We start from the raw sequence: 18,014 nt of genomic DNA, 5'->3' as shown, positions 1-18,014 counted from the left end.
CGGGCTCACGGCGCGCGCCGCGAATGCGCGCGTCAGCGCTTCGGAACGGAACCGCCCTTCTTGCGCACGGTCCAGCCGATCAGCGCCGCGACCGTCACGCCGAGCGGAATCGACACGACGAGATTGAGCAGCGGAACGAACAACAGGCCCAGCGCCGCGGTCGAGCTCTGCGGATCGACGAACACCTGGTAGTAATTGACCGCATCCAACCCCAGGCAGACGAGCGCGGCGAACAGCCCATGCAGCGCACGGCGGCCGAGGCAGGCGACGACCAGGCAAATCAGATATGGCGGGCCACCCCAGGCCAGGAAGGCGACGCTCCAGACATCCTTGCCTGAGGACTCGAACAGGGCGATGTACGCGTGTAGCGCCAGCCCCGACGACGCGACGGCGGCAGTCAATCGCGGAAGCAGCGAACCTGCCATAGGCAACCCGTCCAGGCCGGGCGTCCCAGCCCGATGCGACGTCACTGTATCGGCGTCGCCGGCGGCGGGCCAATCGCGCGGAAGAGGAGGAGCCGAACGGGGCGGGGCGAACCTGGCGATGCGCCATTGCGGGTTACGCCATCTAGGCCGGCCCTGACGGGCTCGGCCGCATCACAAAGCTCCGAAAAAAAAGCACACTTGACCTAACTGCGGCCGGGCTGTCGCGGCAGGTCAGTTCCTGACCTTCGAACTGCGCACCGTGGCGACATCGCGGATCACGCAACCCAGTCCATCAACTCGGTATAAACCAGCACCAAGCCCAGCGCGCGCAGTTCCGGCGCCAGGCGATACGGCCAGGACGGGGTGTCGGTGTCGAAACACACCGTCACCACCTTCGCCGCCTGGTGGACGACTTTCAGGTTGCGCACGTCGCCGCAACGCTCGCCCAAACGCTGCACGCGATCGGCGAGATCGGCCAACGAGCGGAAGCCGCCGGCGCGCGTCGTCAGCATGACCAGATGCTTAGCCGAGGGGGCCTGGGGCGCGGCCGGGATCTCCGCCGCGAGGATGGCCTCGTCCCGGACCCACGGGGTGTACGAATGGAGTGTGTTACGAAGCATGTGACGCCCCTCGGTACGTTGATGCACAGTGATGATCATCACAAAAATCATGCCAACTTTGGCTGCAGCCGGGGCGCCCGATCGACAGCGCGCCGAGCGGACCTCGTGCGCACCGATGCGTCGCTTGCAGCGCCGGGCGTAGCCCGCCCGGATCGTTTTGTCCGCGCTCCCGGCCGCAACGCCGCCGCCGCGATGGCGTCCAGACCGGCGAGCGCGCGGCGCGTCCGGGCGAAGACCGTCGGCAGCTCCAGCGTGACTCCATAGAACCCGAGATGGCCGACGATCGCTTCGCTGGCGAAGCCGCGTGCGCTCATCGCCAGGGTCGTGCCCGCGCCCTGCGGCCGCGAGCCAAACGCGAAGCTGGCGTGATGCGCCGGTTCGCCGGCCGAGCACGACGGCGAACACAGGCGGCTCTGGACCACAGTCGCGCCGGCCGCTCAAAGTCCGGCAGCCTGCTCGGGTTGCGGAACGCGGCATGGTGCAAACCGGCGACCGCGCTGCCGGCCGTCCCATCGGTCGTCGCCGTCAACGCCGTCTCCGCCTCGCCTATCCTCCATTGCGCCATCAGTGCAGGAGCGGTCAGGCAGGCCCAGACCGCTTCCGGCGGCGCGTCGGTGGCGATGGCGATGGCGTAATCGAAGCGGTTCGGCGGCGCAGACTGGGCGAAACCGGCGGCGATCAATCCCGGCGAGCGCACGCACCGGCGCTGCAGGAGTTTCTGGCATTCGCGCCGCAGCGCGCCAAACGCTGAGCCGATCCCGTCCCCTGCGGCGCCATCGCCCAGGCGCGGCGGCGGCTAGGCTCATTAGACTCAGGCGCAGGCCGACAGCTCGGCGCGCACCGACTCGCCCTGCGCGCTGAGCCAGCGTGCGACCCAATTGGCCGCGGCGGCCTCGGTGCGGAACGGGCGGCTGACGTGGTCGCGCACGCCGAGGTGGCGGCGGATCGTCGCCACGGCGCAATGGCCTTCGCGCGGCGGCGTGACGGTGGCCAGCCAGGCTTCGGCGTCCTCGTCGGGCACCGCAACCAGGTGCGAAGGGAAGATCGAGCCGGCGAACGGGGCTTCCCAATGGAAGCCGGCGGGCAGGTCGTGCGGTGTCTGGGTCGTGTCCATGGGGCGGACCCTAGCCGGCGCGGGTCTCGCCGGCTAAGACCAGGCCGTCGGGCGGCGACCGCGATCCGGACCTGGCTCGCAAACCGCATATCCCGCGACCGCGGATGGCGGCAGCCGTCGCAGACGCGCCGGCCCGGCCCCGCGAGGATGCCCTGGCGGACATTCCAGGGGGACCACCGCATGGCCAGACTACCGCTCAGGGACGCCTCGGCGATGAGCGACGCCGAAGCGGCGCAGTACGCGCGCCTTCCCGTCAACCTCACGCGCGCGCTGCTCGCCACCGGCAGCTGCGCCGAGCCCTTTCTCGATCTCGGCTTCGCTCTGCGCCGCACCAGTCTGTCGGTGCGGCACTACGAGATGGCGATCCTGCGCGTGGCCCGGCTCAGCGGTTGCGCCTATCAACGCATGCAGCATCTGCAGCCCGCCTTGAATGCGGGCTGGAGCGAGGCCGACATCGAGGCGATCGAGAACGGCCAGTGGCAACGCCTGGCTGCGCCGGACGCGATCGTGCTGCGGCTGGTCGACGAATGCGTGGCGCATCCGCGCATCGCGGACCCGAGCTTCAAGCGCGCGCTGGCCCTGCTCGGCGAGCGCGGCGTCGCCGAGCTGATCCTGCTGACCGGGTTCTACATGATGACCGCGCGCTTCCTGGAAGGCCTGGACGTGGACCTGGATGCGCAACCGTCGCCGCGGTTGCTGTCGTACGAGAACTGACGCAATTGACGCCGAAAGAAATCGTCGCCGCACGGTCGGCGTGGCGATGCATGTCAAAACGCGGCGCGAACACAACGTAACAGCGCGATAGCACACACGCCAGCAAACACATCGAGCAAACATTACCGGCCATCGATCCGGTTGTGAGCGTCGGCCGTCAGCGCACACCATGAACCTCGTTTCCAACCGAGTGTGTATTGATGACGGATCACCGACGTACCGATTTCGCCCGCGCGTGGACTGCGCCGATAGTGCTGGGATGCTCGATCGCGCTGCCCGCCGGCGCGATGCAAGCCGCGGATGCGCCCAACTGGACTGCGGAATCGGTCGCCACCGAGATCGAACTGGACAGCGACGGCAGCGACACCACGACCACCACCAGCGTATTCCGGATCAATTCGCTGCGCGGCGCGGAAGAGCTCGGCATCGAGAACTTCGCCTACAGCAAGTCCAGCGGCGAGGTCGAGATCCTCGAGGCTTATGTCGTCACGCCGGAAGGCAAGCGCATCGATGTGGCCAAGGCGCAGATCTACGAGGCCAGCGGCGACGCGGGTACGCAGACCGGCGTGGATTCCGACGCGGCGGTGCGCACGGTGGTGTTTCCGCAATTGGCGGCCGGTTCCTCCCGCCATACCAAGGTGCGCTATCGCAACCGTCCCGACCGGACCGGTCGGTTCGACCGCTTCTACGCCGCCAGCCCTTACATCGCGATCGCGGACAACCGCGTCAGCATCAGCGTCCCGCGGGCCATGCGGATCGGCTTCGACCACCAGGGCTGGGAGCCCGAGGCTACGGCCTCGTCCGCCGATCGGACGGTACGCGCCTGGCGCTGGTCCAATCCGACGCCGATGGGCTACGAGCCGAACACGGTGGAGGACTATTCGGTCAACCCGCGCCTTTACATCAGCAGCTACCGTTCGCGCGAGGAAATCGGCGACCGCTACTACGAAGGCGTGCGCGGCAAGGCGGCGATCACGCCCGCGATCCGCGCGCGCGTCGCCACGATCACCCGCGGACTGAACGATCCGATGGCGCGGGCCAAGGCCATCACCCGCTGGGTCGCTTCGCAGGTGCGATACACCAGCCTTAAAGTCGACCTGTCCAGCGCCCAGGTGCCGCGCGCCGCGGACGAGGTGTTGCGCACCATGTACGGCGACTGCAAGGACAAGGCGACTTTGCTGCAGGCGATGCTCGAAGTCGCCGGGGTGGATTCGGTGCAGGCGTTGGTGCGGCTGGACGGGGTGTTTCCGAACTCGGCCGCCGCGCCGGTGCGCGCCGAGTTCGACCATGTCATCAACTATTTCCCGCAGTGGGACACCTTCGTCGACAGCACCATCGCCTACGCCGACTTCGGCGTGCTGAGTCCCGAATCCGCCGGCAAGCCCGCCCTGCTGGTCGCAGCACGGCCAGGCCTTGTCCGCGAGCGGCGCTTGCCGCATCCGCGCCCGGCCGAGCTGGGGATCGATATCGAGGAAACGATCGTGGTCGACGCCGCGGGCGGCGCCGACTGGACCACGGTGCGGCGCTTCTCCGCGGCGCAGAGCATCGAACGGCGCGCCATGATGGCGCAACGCAGTCAGGCCGAGCGCGATCGCGATTTCGCCAAAACCGCAGCCGACCAGGGCTTCATCGCCACCGGCACGCTGCGCACGACCGCGCTGGAATCGGTGCAGGAACCTTACGTCGAGACGATGACGATGAAGGTGAGCAACTACCTGGACAAGTACCAGGGCGTGATCCGCACGCCCGATTTCGAGGTCCCGGTGCTGCCCGACCCGGAGCAGCGCAAGACCGCGTTCCGTTGCAGCACCGGGCAGATGAAAGTCCGGCGCACGATCCGCCTGCCGGACAGCGTGGAACTGGTGCAGACGCCCAAGGACGCCTCGTTCGAGAACGCGATGGGCCGGATTTCCGCCAAGTACGTGCGCCAAGGCAACCAGGTCCGCTCCGACATCGAAATGACGGTGAACGGCAAACCCGGCGCGGTCTGCGCCAAGGAACTGGCCAGCCAGTGGCAGGCGCTGGCCGCGGCCGCCAACGCCGCGGTCCAGGGCGCGATCGTCTATCGCTGAAGTCGATCGCCGACGGCGCGAGTGTCCGCGGCGACGGGGACACTCGCGTTGCGTTTGCGCGGCGACGGCCCAGCGCACGGCGACCCGCGCCTGCCGGGTCGTCGAGCCCTCACTCGACCCGGCGAAACCGGCGCAGGAAGTGCAAGTCCTGGCTGTCGGCTTCGATGGTCGGCCCTGCGCTGTCGCGCTTGAACGGGCAGGGTTGGGCGGTGCCGGTGTAACCGGGCATCAGGCTCTCTTGTACCCAGTGCACCACGGTGCCGCGTTCGACGTCGACCTGATGCGTGCAGAAGTACGCGACACAGCCCAGATAGATGGCGCGCACTTCCGCGTCCGCGACCCGGGCGTCGTCGCCGGATGCGAACGGCGGCGTCGCTGGCGTCCGCATCACTTGCGCGTGCATGCGGCCGGTGGCGTCGTACAGCAGGCAGCCCTCGGAGGCACACCGTAGGAACACGTCGTCTTGCCCGAGGCGTCGGTGTCGGCGATGGTTTCGACGTTCCAGGAGCCGATCAGGCCGTCGGTGTCGGCATCGACGGCCGCGGCGGCCGACGCCGGCAGGCACAGCGCCAAGGCCAGCGTCGGCCGGAGCGCGCCCGTCAGGACATGGATGGACGCGGGCTTCATGCGAGAAGACCCCGGGGCTCGGCCAGTTTCGGGGAACGGGCCGGAAAGCCGGGAGGCCCGTTCCGGCCCGGGCGGGCCTCAGCCGCGCGGTCGCGGCGGCGGCCTATGCCATCGGTTGCCCGCCGCCATGCGCAGCCGCTCACATCCGTAACTGGCGCAGACCGGGACGAGCCTATCGGCGACCTCGGCGTTCGGTGGCCGCCGCCTTAGCTCTTGGGCGCGCACGCACGGCGAGCGAATTCGGTCAGGCGCTCCGGCGAGCCGACGCGGTCGGGTCCGTCCGGCAACATCGCGGGATAGTCGGCGAAAACGTTGCCCCGCCAGCGCCTGAGCGCGGTGTCCCAGACCGGCCAACCGTCGCCGGGAATCGGTTTGCCGACGTAGCGGCGCTTGTGCGCTCCCATGATGTGCTTCCCCTCTGTGCGGACGGCTAATGTGCCTATCGGGCGCGCCGCCGGCACCGGGGAATCACGGCGCGACAGTCTTCTCTCGGCCTACACACGCGACACGGGATGGTGTGGACTCACGACACGACGTGTTCCCGCGATTGCATCGCACGCCATGGCCCAGGTCTTTCGCACCGACGACGATATTCGCGCCCTGTGGGCGGCGCTGACCGGCGACGGCCTGATCGGGGTACTGGGGCAAAGACCGCAAGTGCAGGCGCGCTTGGCGCTGCTGAAAGCGATCGTACAGGCCGAGGACCTGGACGATCGCTATCGGATGTGCACCTATTCCTGTGCGTCCCGGATGACGATGGGTCTGATCTACGACACACGGCGCTACCCGAGAACCGAGGCGCGCTTCGTACTCGATCGATGCCTGGCGACAGCGACAACGTCCGCTGCCGATTGCGAGACTCAAACCGCCTTGTCGCCTCCGCAGACCGGCGTACACGCCTGACGTCCCGCCGAGGAAGCGCCGCCGACGAGCGCATGTCCCATCGCCGCTCGCCCCCTGCCGGGATTGGGCGGGGTACCGGAAACGCACGTGCCGGCCGTGGCCCCGTACCGGGAGCGCAGCCGGCCGAGTCGCCGCCGGCCGCCCTCCACGACCGAAGCTCAGAAGCCGTGCCGACCGCGGCTGTCGTCGCCGAACCAGCACAGGGCGTCGAGCTCGCCGGGCGAGAGATAGCGCACCAGGATCTGGTCGTCGTCGGGCGGATGAATCAGGCGCACCGCAGTGCTGGCGCCGGAGTCTAGGTGGTGCATCTTCGCGGCGGCGCAGGCGGCGGCGATCGCGTCGGCACGCGAAGGGTAACGGCCCTCCGACGATCCGTCGGGGTCCGTTCTCACGGTCCATCGGCCCAACGTATCCTCGATGACATCGAAGTAGCGCATCGCCCTGCGACGTTTCCTTACGTCGCGCTCCCTGTCTGACCGGCCCACCGCCCGAGCAGAAGATATCCCAATATGCCGCTGCCGCGCATCGATTCGGCGGGGGCTTCGGTACCGCCGCCGTCGCAGCTGCAGTTGCGAACCCACGCGGCGGGTGGCCGCAGCCGTGGGAACGGCACACACGTCGATCGACGCCCGCGCGCGGCCTATCGCGGCGCAGGTCACTCCACGCCGCCGCCGGCTTGGCTAAGCTGCGGGCGACCGGCGCGCCGCCGCACTGAGTCCGCAAGGAGACGCACGATGGACCGGGCCCTGGATACCCTTACCGGCGAGGAGGTCGATGCCGAGGACCTGTGGGACCTCGAGGTCGTCGATCCCGGCCGTTACGAGTGCCACGGCTGCGACATCCAGGTGTTCCCGGCCTCCTACCGCAAGGACATCAACAAGAAGCGGCCCTACTTCTTCAAGCCCAAGGACGTCGACCACCGCCCGGACTGCGGCGCCCAGGACGAAGACGGCTGCCTGCAACGCGCACGCTCCGAGCGCATCCCCGAGGAGCAGCTCAGCCGCGCCGGGTTCATGCCCAACCGGCTGGTGCTGCGCGCGCCGCGCGAGGCACAGGCGACGCCCGGCGACGGCGGCCGCGAGGCGGCACGCGGCCATCGGCCCGCTCGCGGCGACGCGGGCGAGGCCGACGGTACCCGACGGCACGCGACCACCGCCAACACCTTGCGCCGCATCGCCAAGGACTACGCCCGCTTTCCCTACAATCGCAACAGCCCCTTGCACATCGACGGCATCGCCGGCCGCAGCTACGACCAGGCGATCCGGCGACTGAAGTTCGACGCCGTGGTCCGCTATGCGCAGGCCCAGGTCTGGCTGACCCAGATCGCCTGGAGCGCGCGACACGAGGACGACGCGGAGCGGTTCGAGATCGTGCTCAGCGTCGGCGATCGCGAGGCCGGCCGGGTGGTGCGGCCGTATCGCATTCGCGTGCACTGGGCGGCGTGGAGCGCGCGGGCGCGCAATGCGCTGCGCACCGAAGTCGAGGTGCTGGTGCAGGAGCACAAGGCGCATCGCGGCAGCGGCAAGGCGGCCTGGGTGTTCTTCATCGGCGAGCAGGACGCGCAAGAGCCGGAGCTGTTCCACGTCCGCGATCAACGCCTGATCTGCACGCTGTACGGCGAGATGCCCGCATCGGGCAAGCCGGGCAAGGACTGAGGCGGCTCGTACCGCTCGCGCTGCGGCGTTACTGTTTCAATTGGCACATTTGACGCTGATCGCCGACAGGGGTCGCGACGGGTCAGTCTGTGACGCGATCGCTCAGTCGCACCGCCCTCAACGCAGCCGGGACGCAGGTGCCCATCCGCTGCGACAGCGACGCCGGCGGTGGAACCTCGACCGTCATCGCCGCGGTGGGAGCGCTCGCCAAGGGCGAGAGAACCGACAGGCCCGGCGCCGGCCGACGGTCTGGGTGCCAGGCCGCGCACGCGACGAAGGCGGCCAGGCCGCACAGCGCGGCCTTCGCCAGCTCGGCGACGGCGCGCGCCAGGGCCGGCGCGCCCCGGCCGGGGCCGCGCATCTTCTTCGAGGGGCTGCGCATATCGTCCGGCTCAGGCCAGCTGCGTGCCGGCGACCAGAACGGCGACCAGGACCAGGAAGAACGCCACCGTCCAGGCAGCGACCGACGATGAACCGATCGCGCGCTCGATCCGGGGTTCGGGAATATCGTCCATTCGCTGCTCCGCAGACCTCATGGGTTTTGTGATTCAACTCACAAAATCCGTGCCAGCCTGCGAATGTGCTTTTTTGTGGATCAAGGCAACCAGTCGCTGAGCTCGGCGTAGATCAGCACCAGTCCGCTGGACTTCAACTCGGGTACCAGCCGGCCGGGCCAGTCGGAACGATCGGTTTCGAAACTGACCGTCGCCTCCAACTCGGTCTGGCGCTCGATCCGGAAGTTGCGGACCTCCGGCACACGCGCCATCGCCCTGCGCGCGAGGTCGCCGACCACATCCACCGAGCTTGCCCGCCCCGATACCGTAGTGAGCATCAGCAGGTGCTTGCTCATCGACTGCTCCTATGCGGGGAGATGATTCATCCTCCCGGGTCGGAGCGTGCAATTTCTTGCCGTTGGTCGGTCGGGCGACGGTGTCCGGCCCGTCGCCCGTGTTGCGTCATGTCCGCCGCCGGCTCAACGCGGCGGGTCGCTGGCGGCGCAGACCAGGAAGAAATCGCGGTCCGCCGGAACGCCGAGGTGATCGAAAGTGCGCACGGTCCACACCGTGGTTTCGCCGCTGCTGTGCGGATTGGGCAGGATGCTCGGCCAGAAGGTCAGGCTCGAACTCTGTGTGCCGGGGTGGCTGATCGTCCCGCTGCAATAGGTCGAGCGGGTCCAGATACGGTCGCTGATCTCGCCATTCTCGATCCATACCCAGTACACTCCCGTCCCCCGCCGGTTCGAACTGTGCACGCGACAGGTGCTCCAGCGATCGGGAACGTCCTGTTCGGACATGCGCATCGTGCCGTCGGCATTGATGTAGCCGTAGCACGCCACCGCTCGCGAAGTGCCGGGCAGGCACGACAGTGCGGCCAGGACGACGACCGGCGTACAAGCTTGGATGATGCTGCGTTTCATGATTGCGTCCTCACGGATGGTCGACGATGCGAGCCCCGCAGGCGACGCCGCGTCGACGCGGCGGCATCGACGGAGTTCGCGTGCATCGGTGTAGACCCATCGCCGGTGTTAAACCGTGCGGTGCGAGCGCGTTCGTCTAAGGTCGTAGGACCGTGGGCGCAGGCGCGCGCGAACGCTTTTCCGTTGCGCCAAACGGATTGGCGGCGGCGAAACCGGACGCACGGTCGGACGTGCGTCCGGCGCTGCGGTGCGTCGCCTCAGTTGCGGCAGCAGTGCAGGATCGCCGCGTGCGGCCTTTGCCAGTAGGCGCGCATGAAGCGGTCGGCGGCCTCGTGGCGGTCGCCGCCGAGCAGGCCGTGCTGCACCCATTGCACCGGCGACAGGCCGGCCTGATGCATCGCCGACTCCAGGCTTTCCTTGCTCCAGTAGTAGGCGGTGACGCTGACGTCGAACGGCGGCTTGCACAACTCCAGGCGCACCTTGCCGCCATCGATATCGGCGCCGTCCGGCATCATGCGGAAGCCGTAGCGCTCGTAGTAGTCGCGCTGGCGCACGTAGTCGGGATGAATCGGCAGCGTCACCAGCCGGCCGCCGGGCTTGAGCGCGCGCGCCATCGCCGCGCACATCCCGAACAGTTCGTCGGCATTGGTCGCGTAGGGCAGCACGTACACCGACAGCACCAGGTCGAACGCGCCGTCGCAAGCCGGACCCAGTTCGGACACGTAGTCGATGCCGAGCGGCTGCTGCGCCTCCTGGCGGCGCGCGTAGTCCAGCATGCCCTCGGAGAGGTCGTAGCCGACCACCCGGCGCGCGCCGCGCTGCTTCATCCAGCGCGCGTACATGCCGTTGCCGCAGCCGAAGTCGAGCACGTCGCGGTTGTGCAGGTCGCCGAGCACCGCAAGCACGTTGGGGATTTCCATGTCGCGACGGAACGGCCACGTCGCCATGTCCTCGTACATCGCCGCCAAGGCATCGAACTGCGCCGCCGCTTGCTGACTCATCTGCGATTCTCCGGCTCGTCGGCCGCGCCGGCCGACATGGCACAACGGCCGCGCGACCGTGCGGGCGCAGAGCAAAGCATGCGCGCGCGACGGCCGGACTCACCAAGACTCACATTGCGACCGCGGCCAAGCCGGCGCCTTCGGCCGCGGCGATGGCGAAGCACGGCGGAGGCCCCTCCTCGGGCGCCCGATGTCGCGGCTTGCGCGTGCGCGCCGCCGCGGATGCGGCGTGAATCAAGCCGGCCTCCGATTGCTACTCGGCAAATACGGCAATGAATGTCACAATTTTACCGTCGCCATTCCGCTCTGCGAGTGCCAAGAAGGCACACGGACGCCGGTACCGATGCCGAACGGCGCCAGAAGGACATCAGCAAGCCTTGGCCAGCCGTTGCTTTAATCAATTCAACTCCGGTTCCACGAAGGCAGCGGCGAGCCGTCCGCCGACGAACGGCCGCAAATCCGGCACGACCGAACGTCCGCGGCAAGCCGCTCGACACTTTAAAGCCACGCCACCGCGGGCCGGGAAACGCCACGCTCCCCCTAAACGAACGGGGCAGGCCCGTCGTCGGAGTCTGCCCCGTGTCGCGCCTCGTTGCCGGTCCGCGCGCCAGCGGCGGGCGATTACAACTCGATGCAGTCGAAGCGCACGTCCGGATCGACGTCGGCGTCGTAATCGACATCGGCGCGCTCGAAGCCGAACAGCTTGAGGAACTCGTGCTTATAGCCGGCGTAGTCGGTGAGCTGGAACAGGTTGTCGGTGGTCACTTGCGGCCACAGCGCCTTGCATTCGTTCTGCACGTCTTCGCGTAGTTCCCAGTCGTCCAGGCGCAGGCGCCGCTGCTCGTCGGTCGCCGGCGGCTGGCCGTCCTGGCGATACATGCGCTCGCGGAACAAGCGGTCGAGCTGCTCGATCGGGCCCTCGTGCAAGCCCTTTTCCTTCATCACCTTGAACACCAGCGAGATGTACAGCGGCATCACCGGGATCGCCGAGCTGGCCTGGGTCACCACCGACTTCAGCACCGCCACATTGGCCGCGCCGCCGCCGTGCGCGCGCAGGCGCGCATCCAGGCGCTGCGCGGTGGCGTCGAGGTCGAGCTTGGCCCGCCCGAGCGCGCCGTGCCAATAGATCGGCCAGGTGATTTCGGTGCCGATGTAGCTGAAGGCCACGCTGCGCGCGCCCGGAGCGAGCACGCCGGCGTCGGCCAGGGCGTCGATCCACAGCTCCCAGTCCTGGCCGCCCATCACCGTGACGGTGTCTTCGATCTCCTGCTCGCTGGCCGGCTCGATCGAGGCCTGGACGATCTGGTCTTTGTTGGTGTCGATCGCGGTGGAAGTGTAGGTGCTGCCGATCGGCTTGAGCGCCGAGCGCTTCACTTCGCCGGTCGAGGGCAGCTTGCGCACCGGCGACGCCAGCGAATACACCACCAGGTCGACCTGACCGCCCATTTCGTTCCTGATCAGCTCGATGGCTTGGGCACGCACTTCATCGGAGAAGGCGTCGCCGTTGATCGAACGCGAGTACAGGCCCTCGGCCTTGGCGAACTTGTCGAACGCGGCAGCGTTGTACCAGCCGGCGGTGCCGGGCTTCTTCTCGCTACCGGGCTTTTCGAAGAACACGCCGAGGGTGTCGGCACCGAAGCCGAACGCGGCGGAAATGCGTGCGGCCAGACCGTAGCCGCTGGACGCGCCGATCACCAGCACCTTCTTCGGACCGTCCTGGCGCGTGCCGCGGGCGCGGGTGGCCTGGATCTGGTCGCGCACGTTGAGCTCGCAGCCGAGCGGGTGCGTGGTGGTGCAGATGAAGCCGCGAACCTTGGGATGGATGATCAACGCCGTATCTCGTCTGTGGGGCAACGGCGGCATCTTAGTGGCTGCGGCCGGTGTGCAATAGTCCTGCACACCGCCGCCGCCACACGCTCGCGTACAGTCGCCGGCCTCAGTTGACCGTGCAGCTCAGCGTGACCGTCACTGTCGCACCGTTGGCCAGGGCGCCCAGCGCCACGCCGCTTTCCAACTGCGCCAGGGTCAACCCGGCCGGACAGGCCGCACCGGTGCAGACCGGCGGCGCGGTGCAGCTCAGGCCGCTGCGGCCGCCGGGGGGGTCGACCAGGATCGCGCCGGCGACCGTGTCGGGGCCGTTGTTGGTGACGACGATCGTGTAGGTCGTGCTCGCGCCGCGGGTCAGGGTGTCGCCGGCCTGATCGTTCGGGCCCGAGCCGGGCGTGTTGGTCTTGGTGATCGACAGATCGGCGATCGGATTGCGGGTATTGGTGAACGTGCAGCTGAGATCGTCGCCGGCCGCGGCGGTCAGGTTGAACGTCGTGCCGCTGCCGCTCGGCGCCTGGCCGCCGGCCAGGGCATTGGTGCAGGCATAGGTGCCGGCGTAGTTGGCCAGATCGGCGCCGGCGGCGGCCGCTTCGGAGAAGGTGTAGGCCGCTCCGATCGCGCCGGGGTTCAACGTCGCCGCGCCGGTCGCGGTGGTCCCGCTGCCGGTGGTGGTGACGCTCGCCGGACCGCCGCTGCCGGCGATGCTCAACGCGAACTGGTCGGCGGCGACGAAGCGGCCCAGCGGCAACGCCTTCTGCAAGCGCAGGATCGGCAGGCGGCCGTTGGTGTAGGTGCAGGTGACCGTCTCGCCCGAGTCGATGTCGATCGTCGCCAGCCGATTGGTCAAGTCGACGACGGTGCCGTTGTCCGGATCGCTGCAGCTCAAGGCGGTCAGGCTCCAGCCGGCGGTCACGGCCTCGGTCACGCCGTAGCTGCCCGGTTCCAGCCCGGTGAACGTGCGCGTGTTCTGCAGGGTACCGTCGGCATCGTCGTCGAGGCTGAACGCGCTCAAGCCAGTGCCGGTGGTGGTGAAGGCGAAGTCTTGAGCGTCGTTGGGCACCGCGTCCTTGACGATCACGATCGTGCCGGTCGGCGTGTCGGTATCGGTGGCGCTGTTGTTGCCCGGCGTGGCGTCGCTGGTGCCGGCGCCAGCCGCGATGTTGGCGACGTTGGTCAGCGCGCCGGTCGCCCCGGCGGCGATGGTGCCGGTCACGGTGAAGGTGACGCTGCTCGACGTGTTGCTGCTGTACGGCAGCGACGGAATCACGATGCCGCCGCCCTGCATCAACGCCACGGTGGTGTTGGCTACGCTCGGGCAGACGCCGCCCCCGGTCGGGCTGCCGCAAGTCACCGAGCTCACCGTGAAGTTGGCGATCGCCGGATCGGTAAACACCGCATTGGCGGCGCCGAACGGTCCGGCGTTGGTGACCACGACGGTGTAGGTGCGCGCCGTGCCCGGCGTGTAGCGGTCGTTGGCCAGATCGTTCGGCCCCGAGGCGGGCGTGTTGGTCTTGGTGATCTGCAGGTCGGCGCCGAAGGTGATGTTGGCGGTCGGACAATTGGAGCCGTCGTTCGCGCTGGAGCCCGGCGCGCCGCTGATCAGCGTCGCCGCTCCGGTGGCCAGGTCGAACTTATAGAAACCGCTGGGCGGGTTGTTGCCCGAACCGTAGAGGCCGTTGGGCGCGCCGTAGATCGCGCCGAAGAAGCCGGCCGGCAGCCCGTTCGGCGCGCCGATGCTGGTCACCGCGCCGGTGGTCGGATTGACCGACACCAGTTGGCCGCCGTTGGTCACGCTATAGAGCAGGCCATTGACCCAAGCCCAGTCGGCAATGTTGATCGCCGTACTGAGAGGAATCGCGGTCGCGGTCAACGTGGTCACGTTGATCGCGTACATGGTCGTGCCGGCGGCGACGTTGTCCTTGACGTACAGGATGTTGCCGGCGGTACCGAACGCGCCGCTGATATAGGTCGCCACCGGCAGGCCGCTGACCGCGCCGAGGCTGATTGCGCTGCCGTCGGCGCCGATTTTGACCAGGGTGTTGGTGTTGGTCGTCACCAAGCCGTACTGATAGTTGTCGCTGGGGTTGTAGCCCACTGCGTTGTACAGCAAGTTGGCAGCGCCGATCGGCGTGAATGTCAGTGGATTGGCGTTGGTGTTGATCTGGTACAGCGTGGTCGGCGTCGGCGCGCCCGGCGACTGCTCCAGCCACAGCCGCGAGTCGCACACTCCGAAATTGGGCTGGGGAGTGTCGGTGTCGGACGCGGTATTATTGGCTGGAGTGCTGTCGACACCGCCGTTCGGCAACGCGATCTGCGCGGTATTGGTCAAATTGCCGGTCGCGTTGGAAGCCACGGTTCCGGAGACGGTGAAGGTAACGCTACCTCCCGTGGGCAGGGACGGAATGTTCACCCCGCTTCCTTGCATGTTCGCTATCGACAGCTGTCCGGGTGCGCCTCCTACCGCGGGGCAGACAGCACCGCCTACCGGGCTGGCGCAGGTCACGCCGGTGACGTTGAAGTTCGCGATGGCCGGATCGGCGAAGACCGCGTTCGTCACCGCTGCGGGACCGGCGTTGCTCGCAACCAGTACATAGCTGATCGACTGGCCGGGCGCATAGATCGTCTGATTGTTGGTCTTGCTGATGGCCAGATCGGCGCAAGCCACCGTAAAAACGGCGCTTGCGCTGTTGTTATTGACGTTGATATCGGAGAAGCCGTCCGTCGCGGAGAAGTCCGCCGTCGCCGTGTTGGTGACGGTCGCGCCGCAAGTTGCGGTGGCGGCAACCGTGCCCGTGATCGTGAATGTCAGTTGCCCGCCGGTGGCCAAGGTGTAGCCGCCTGCGATGGCGATGTTGCCGGTACCGCTGGCGGCGGGGCAGGTCGAGCCGGCGGAGGCGGCGCAGGTCCAACTGACGCTCTGCAACTGGGCCGGCAAGGCGTCGGAGATGTCCGGCGCGTTGGCGGCGTTGATCGGAGGCGACTGGTCTCCCGGATCGACGGGATTGATATCGTTGTTGCGCACGACCACGGTGTAGGTCTGCGTCTGGCCGCGAAACAGCGTGGCGGAAGCGACAGTCTTGGTGACGGCGACGTCCGCCGGCACCGAAGCCGTTACGTTGCGGATTTCGTGGATATTGGTTTCATCGCCGGTCGCACTGGCAAAGCCCATGCGCAGATTCGTCGGTGCTGCGTACGGAAAGTTCAGATTGCTCAGTACGTTGACGATGTTGGTCGCCGTCGTGCCTAGGCCGACGCTCACGCGATATCCCCCGGTACCGTTTGGAACCAAGGCGACCCGCACGCGATTGATGCTGGGGCGGGCCAAGACTCCGGGGTCGTCGATGCCCGCTGCGAGCGTTTGTCCACCGACATAGGGATTACCGCTGGAAACAGGGCCTCGTACCGCCACGCTATCTGGAACGTATCCAATGCCGGTAGCCGATGCGCACGAATTGCCGCCCGTGTTGGAATAGTTGCCCCATTCGTCCAGCCCGATGCCGAGATACCCGCCGGCTCCGGCGCAATAGCCCAAGGCCCCGCCGGTACCCGCGCCGGCCATGTTCGAAGCCGCATCGTAGAGGAAGAAACTCAGACCGTCGGCGCCGGTTCCGCCCCAACTGACGTAGTCGAACTCGGCGACAACGCCTTGCGTCGATGGAAAGGTGGCGCCGGTGTACAGCGCCGTACCGGATTGATTGACCTGGTTGGTCGAAAGGCGCAACCAGCCGTTCCCAACCGGGTCGTTGACATTGTTCGGAATCGCACCGTAGCCGCCGGTCAGGATGCCGCTGTCGTCGGTGCCTACGTTGTTGGTACCGGATATGGTCCAGCCAGGCTCGGTAGCGTTCCTGAAGGTCGCTCCTACCTTGAACTGGGCGTTCGCGTCGCCGACGAAAGCTAAGAAAAGCGCGGAGCAAATCGTTGCGAACGTCCGAATTCGGGACGGTGCCGCACCTTCGCCGATAAGTTGCTTCATAGGCACTTTTATCCCCCTGACCTTCAAAGTGCTTTGCCCAAAGAACTGCGATTGGCTAGTCGTCGATTCCGTTCGTCTTGGCGTGCGTTGGCCGCGATAATGATCTCAAGCACACTAGCGCACGCCGTGGTGAATAGCAGACCGGAGCGGGACAATCGCGAGTCAAACGGCTTTCCGATCGGATCTCCGCCTGCTTTTTATGCGACTGAACTCTAATCATAAATGTGATTGATATCACGATTTTTTACAAAGTAACCCAAAAAGACTCCGGATAGATCTCAGTCCGGCCGGGCACCCGATGTGAGGTACCGTGAGTCCCGACGGGCGGTAAACGGACTCAGCGGGCCTTCTCTCTTGTTCTTGCCTGTATTCCTATCGAATAAGGCTTTTGAGCCAACTCCAAACCACTCTCATACGCCAACGAACCCAGAGCGCGCTAATCGGCCCACAGGAACCGCGTAGGATCGGTCGTCGGCGTTCGATCACGAGCAGTGTGCTTTTCCGGCTTGATGAGTGACGAATCGACAGGTGACCGCTACATCGCCCTGTCCAAGTTAGGCCGACTTCGGCATGCAGTTGCGCCTGCGGCCTGCGGGACTATCAGTTCCGCAGCCTACGGCCGCGCCGGCCGCAGAGTGTCGCCTGCGTCTTGCCGGCCTTCGCTCAGGCCAGCCCCAGTGCCCGGTCCCACTCGGGTTCTTCGCCGAAACGTTCGACCAGGAAGTCGAGGAAGGCGCGCACGATCAGCGGCATCTGCCGGCGCGACAGGTACACGCCGAACACGCCCATCTCGTCGGGCGCATAGTCCGGCAGCACCCGCACCAGTTCGCCGGCCCGCAGCATCGGCGCGACCAGATAGGTCGGCAGCAGGCCGATGCCGGCGCCGGCGCGCACCGCCTGGGCGATCAGGGTGGCGTCGTTGGCGCTGATCGAACCTTCCACCGCGACCGCGTCGGTCTGGCCGTCGCGATGCAGCGACCACAGGCTCTTGCCGACGTAGTGATGGGTGAGGCAATTGTGCGTGGCCAGATCGGCCGGCCGGTGCGGCAGGCCGCAGGCGGTCAGATAGGCCGGCGCGGCGCACAGCACCGAACGGCAGACGGTGATGCGGCGCGCGATCAGGCCCGGCTCCAGGCTGCGGCTGATGCGGATGGCGACGTCGATGCGCTCTTCGACCAGGTTGACCGCGCGGTCGGCCAGGACCACGTCGACCGCCGCGCCCGGATAGCGGCGGACGAAATCGGACACGGCGCCGGCGAGATGGCTGAGCCCGAGCGAGGTGCTGCAGGTCAGCCGCAGTTGTCCGTGCGGCACGCCTTCGGCATCGGTCAGCGCGCTCTTGAGTTCGTCCCCGACCGCGAGCATGCGCCGGCAGCGGTCCAGCGCCACCTCGCCGGCCGGGGTCAGGCTGAGCCGGCGGGTGGTGCGGTGCAGGACGCGTGCGCCCAGCCAGTCCTCGAGCGCGGCCAGATAGCGCGTGGCCATCGCCCGGGACATGTCCAGGGCCTCGGCGGCGGCGGTCAGGCTGCCGCGTTCGGCGACCTCGACGAAGACGGTCATGGCGGTGATCCGGTCCATATCTGCGCGATTCGATCAACAAATATTTCGCTTGTACGGCATTTTTTGCGCCGTTTCACTCAACTATCGTGCACTCCTGCCCGGC

20 protein-coding genes are annotated in these 18,014 nt (G+C 67.5%); 4 read left to right on the top strand and 16 right to left on the bottom strand.

The annotated features are described in order from the left end of the window. Positions 1 to 32: 32 nt before the first annotated feature. From V2J18_RS22725 to V2J18_RS22710, 4 genes are all read right to left on the bottom strand, one after another. A complete protein-coding gene (locus V2J18_RS22725) occupies positions 33 to 425 on the bottom strand; it encodes a hypothetical protein (protein ID WP_064746425.1) in 393 nt (130 codons plus the stop codon). Positions 426 to 700: 275 nt separating this feature from the next. After that, the gene (locus tag V2J18_RS22720) at positions 701 to 1,084 is read right to left on the bottom strand and encodes a hypothetical protein (protein ID WP_336133001.1); all 384 of its coding nucleotides are present in this window, start codon (positions 1,082 to 1,084) and stop codon (positions 701 to 703) included. Positions 1,085 to 1,092: 8 nt separating this feature from the next. Beyond that, a complete protein-coding gene (locus V2J18_RS22715) occupies positions 1,093 to 1,359 on the bottom strand; it encodes a hypothetical protein (RefSeq protein WP_141233326.1) in 267 nt (88 codons plus the stop codon). Between the two features lie 497 nt (positions 1,360 to 1,856). Continuing rightward, the gene (locus V2J18_RS22710) at positions 1,857 to 2,159 is read right to left on the bottom strand and encodes a hypothetical protein (RefSeq protein ID WP_064746428.1); all 303 of its coding nucleotides are present in this window, start codon (positions 2,157 to 2,159) and stop codon (positions 1,857 to 1,859) included. A gap of 180 nt (positions 2,160 to 2,339) precedes the next feature. Here V2J18_RS22710 and V2J18_RS22705 point away from each other — a divergent pair, with 180 nt between their 5' ends. Continuing rightward, a complete protein-coding gene (locus V2J18_RS22705) occupies positions 2,340 to 2,873 on the top strand; it encodes a carboxymuconolactone decarboxylase family protein (protein WP_075574963.1) in 534 nt (177 codons plus the stop codon). Positions 2,874 to 3,073: 200 nt separating this feature from the next. Continuing rightward, positions 3,074 to 4,945, top strand: a complete 1,872-nt coding sequence (locus tag V2J18_RS22700; protein ID WP_336133000.1) for a DUF3857 domain-containing transglutaminase family protein — start codon at positions 3,074 to 3,076, stop codon at positions 4,943 to 4,945. A 109-nt stretch (positions 4,946 to 5,054) separates the two neighbouring features. On the opposite strand, the gene V2J18_RS22695 is transcribed toward V2J18_RS22700, so the two are convergent. From V2J18_RS22695 to V2J18_RS22685, 3 genes are all read right to left on the bottom strand, one after another. Beyond that, positions 5,055 to 5,333 carry a lipocalin-like domain-containing protein gene (locus tag V2J18_RS22695; protein WP_064749862.1) on the bottom strand — a complete coding sequence of 93 codons (279 nt, stop codon included), beginning with the start codon at positions 5,331 to 5,333 and terminating at the stop codon, positions 5,055 to 5,057. Continuing rightward, positions 5,333 to 5,572 carry a hypothetical protein gene (locus tag V2J18_RS22690; protein WP_064749863.1) on the bottom strand — a complete coding sequence of 80 codons (240 nt, stop codon included), beginning with the start codon at positions 5,570 to 5,572 and terminating at the stop codon, positions 5,333 to 5,335. The genes V2J18_RS22695 and V2J18_RS22690 overlap by 1 nt, the downstream gene beginning before the upstream one ends. Before the next feature lie 206 nt (positions 5,573 to 5,778). Then, positions 5,779 to 5,976, bottom strand: coding sequence for a hypothetical protein (locus V2J18_RS22685; RefSeq protein ID WP_064749864.1), 198 nt, complete (start codon positions 5,974 to 5,976; stop codon positions 5,779 to 5,781). Positions 5,977 to 6,133: 157 nt separating this feature from the next. Here V2J18_RS22685 and V2J18_RS22680 point away from each other — a divergent pair, with 157 nt between their 5' ends. Further along, positions 6,134 to 6,475 carry a hypothetical protein gene (locus V2J18_RS22680; RefSeq protein WP_064749865.1) on the top strand — a complete coding sequence of 114 codons (342 nt, stop codon included), beginning with the start codon at positions 6,134 to 6,136 and terminating at the stop codon, positions 6,473 to 6,475. A gap of 158 nt (positions 6,476 to 6,633) precedes the next feature. Here the strand turns inward: V2J18_RS22680 and V2J18_RS22675 are convergent, their stop codons facing one another. Continuing rightward, positions 6,634 to 6,867 (bottom strand): hypothetical protein, encoded by a 234-nt coding sequence (locus tag V2J18_RS22675; RefSeq protein ID WP_141233610.1) that lies wholly within the window; start codon positions 6,865 to 6,867, stop codon positions 6,634 to 6,636. A 342-nt stretch (positions 6,868 to 7,209) separates the two neighbouring features. Between V2J18_RS22675 and V2J18_RS22670 the strand changes: the two genes are divergently transcribed. Next, positions 7,210 to 8,130, top strand: a complete 921-nt coding sequence (locus V2J18_RS22670) for a hypothetical protein (protein ID WP_336132997.1) — start codon at positions 7,210 to 7,212, stop codon at positions 8,128 to 8,130. A gap of 82 nt (positions 8,131 to 8,212) precedes the next feature. On the opposite strand, the gene V2J18_RS22665 is transcribed toward V2J18_RS22670, so the two are convergent. From V2J18_RS22665 to V2J18_RS22630, 8 genes are all read right to left on the bottom strand, one after another. Continuing rightward, positions 8,213 to 8,512, bottom strand: a complete 300-nt coding sequence (locus tag V2J18_RS22665) for a hypothetical protein (RefSeq protein WP_064749868.1) — start codon at positions 8,510 to 8,512, stop codon at positions 8,213 to 8,215. 10 nt (positions 8,513 to 8,522) lie between these two features. Beyond that, complete coding sequence (locus V2J18_RS22660; RefSeq protein WP_261370227.1) at positions 8,523 to 8,645, bottom strand: hypothetical protein; 123 nt, start codon at positions 8,643 to 8,645, stop codon at positions 8,523 to 8,525. A gap of 80 nt (positions 8,646 to 8,725) precedes the next feature. Then, the gene (locus V2J18_RS22655) at positions 8,726 to 8,980 is read right to left on the bottom strand and encodes a hypothetical protein (RefSeq protein WP_064749869.1); all 255 of its coding nucleotides are present in this window, start codon (positions 8,978 to 8,980) and stop codon (positions 8,726 to 8,728) included. A gap of 123 nt (positions 8,981 to 9,103) precedes the next feature. Continuing rightward, complete coding sequence (locus V2J18_RS22650) at positions 9,104 to 9,547, bottom strand: hypothetical protein (RefSeq protein ID WP_336132995.1); 444 nt, start codon at positions 9,545 to 9,547, stop codon at positions 9,104 to 9,106. Positions 9,548 to 9,804: 257 nt separating this feature from the next. Further along, positions 9,805 to 10,548 (bottom strand): class I SAM-dependent methyltransferase, encoded by a 744-nt coding sequence (locus V2J18_RS22645; protein WP_336132993.1) that lies wholly within the window; start codon positions 10,546 to 10,548, stop codon positions 9,805 to 9,807. Positions 10,549 to 11,169: 621 nt separating this feature from the next. Next, positions 11,170 to 12,378, bottom strand: coding sequence for an enoyl-ACP reductase FabV (fabV, locus tag V2J18_RS22640; RefSeq protein WP_064749872.1), 1,209 nt, complete (start codon positions 12,376 to 12,378; stop codon positions 11,170 to 11,172). 106 nt (positions 12,379 to 12,484) lie between these two features. Continuing rightward, on the bottom strand, positions 12,485 to 16,096 hold the full coding sequence (locus V2J18_RS22635) for a DUF6923 family protein (RefSeq protein WP_336132991.1): 3,612 nt from the start codon (positions 16,094 to 16,096) through the stop codon (positions 12,485 to 12,487). A gap of 918 nt (positions 16,097 to 17,014) precedes the next feature. Beyond that, complete coding sequence (locus tag V2J18_RS22630; protein WP_336132989.1) at positions 17,015 to 17,911, bottom strand: LysR family transcriptional regulator; 897 nt, start codon at positions 17,909 to 17,911, stop codon at positions 17,015 to 17,017. Positions 17,912 to 18,014 lie beyond the last annotated feature (103 nt).

The organism is Lysobacter firmicutimachus (genome assembly GCF_037027445.1).
In the GTDB taxonomy this organism is placed as follows: domain Bacteria; phylum Pseudomonadota; class Gammaproteobacteria; order Xanthomonadales; family Xanthomonadaceae; genus Lysobacter; species Lysobacter firmicutimachus.
This window is presented reverse-complemented; position numbering and strand designations above follow the sequence as displayed.

Bases quoted from the DNA above. Each gene is read 5' to 3' on its own strand.
- V2J18_RS22725 (WP_064746425.1), bottom strand. From the start codon at position 425: ATGGCAGGTTCGCTGCTTCCGCGATTGACTGCCGCCGTCGCGTCGTCG.
- V2J18_RS22720 (WP_336133001.1), bottom strand. From the start codon at position 1,084: ATGATCATCACTGTGCATCAACGTACCGAGGGGCGTCACATGCTTCGT.
- V2J18_RS22715 (WP_141233326.1), bottom strand. From the start codon at position 1,359: ATGAGCGCACGCGGCTTCGCCAGCGAAGCGATCGTCGGCCATCTCGGG.
- V2J18_RS22710 (WP_064746428.1), bottom strand. From the start codon at position 2,159: ATGGACACGACCCAGACACCGCACGACCTGCCCGCCGGCTTCCATTGG.
- V2J18_RS22705 (WP_075574963.1), top strand. From the start codon at position 2,340: ATGGCCAGACTACCGCTCAGGGACGCCTCGGCGATGAGCGACGCCGAA.
- V2J18_RS22700 (WP_336133000.1), top strand. From the start codon at position 3,074: ATGACGGATCACCGACGTACCGATTTCGCCCGCGCGTGGACTGCGCCG.
- V2J18_RS22695 (WP_064749862.1), bottom strand. From the start codon at position 5,333: ATGCGGACGCCAGCGACGCCGCCGTTCGCATCCGGCGACGACGCCCGG.
- V2J18_RS22690 (WP_064749863.1), bottom strand. From the start codon at position 5,572: ATGAAGCCCGCGTCCATCCATGTCCTGACGGGCGCGCTCCGGCCGACG.
- V2J18_RS22685 (WP_064749864.1), bottom strand. From the start codon at position 5,976: ATGGGAGCGCACAAGCGCCGCTACGTCGGCAAACCGATTCCCGGCGAC.
- V2J18_RS22680 (WP_064749865.1), top strand. From the start codon at position 6,134: ATGGCCCAGGTCTTTCGCACCGACGACGATATTCGCGCCCTGTGGGCG.
- V2J18_RS22670 (WP_336132997.1), top strand. From the start codon at position 7,210: ATGGACCGGGCCCTGGATACCCTTACCGGCGAGGAGGTCGATGCCGAG.
- V2J18_RS22665 (WP_064749868.1), bottom strand. From the start codon at position 8,512: ATGCGCAGCCCCTCGAAGAAGATGCGCGGCCCCGGCCGGGGCGCGCCG.
- V2J18_RS22660 (WP_261370227.1), bottom strand. From the start codon at position 8,645: ATGGACGATATTCCCGAACCCCGGATCGAGCGCGCGATCGGTTCATCG.
- V2J18_RS22655 (WP_064749869.1), bottom strand. From the start codon at position 8,980: ATGAGCAAGCACCTGCTGATGCTCACTACGGTATCGGGGCGGGCAAGC.
- V2J18_RS22650 (WP_336132995.1), bottom strand. From the start codon at position 9,547: ATGAAACGCAGCATCATCCAAGCTTGTACGCCGGTCGTCGTCCTGGCC.
- V2J18_RS22645 (WP_336132993.1), bottom strand. From the start codon at position 10,548: ATGAGTCAGCAAGCGGCGGCGCAGTTCGATGCCTTGGCGGCGATGTAC.
- V2J18_RS22630 (WP_336132989.1), bottom strand. From the start codon at position 17,911: ATGACCGTCTTCGTCGAGGTCGCCGAACGCGGCAGCCTGACCGCCGCC.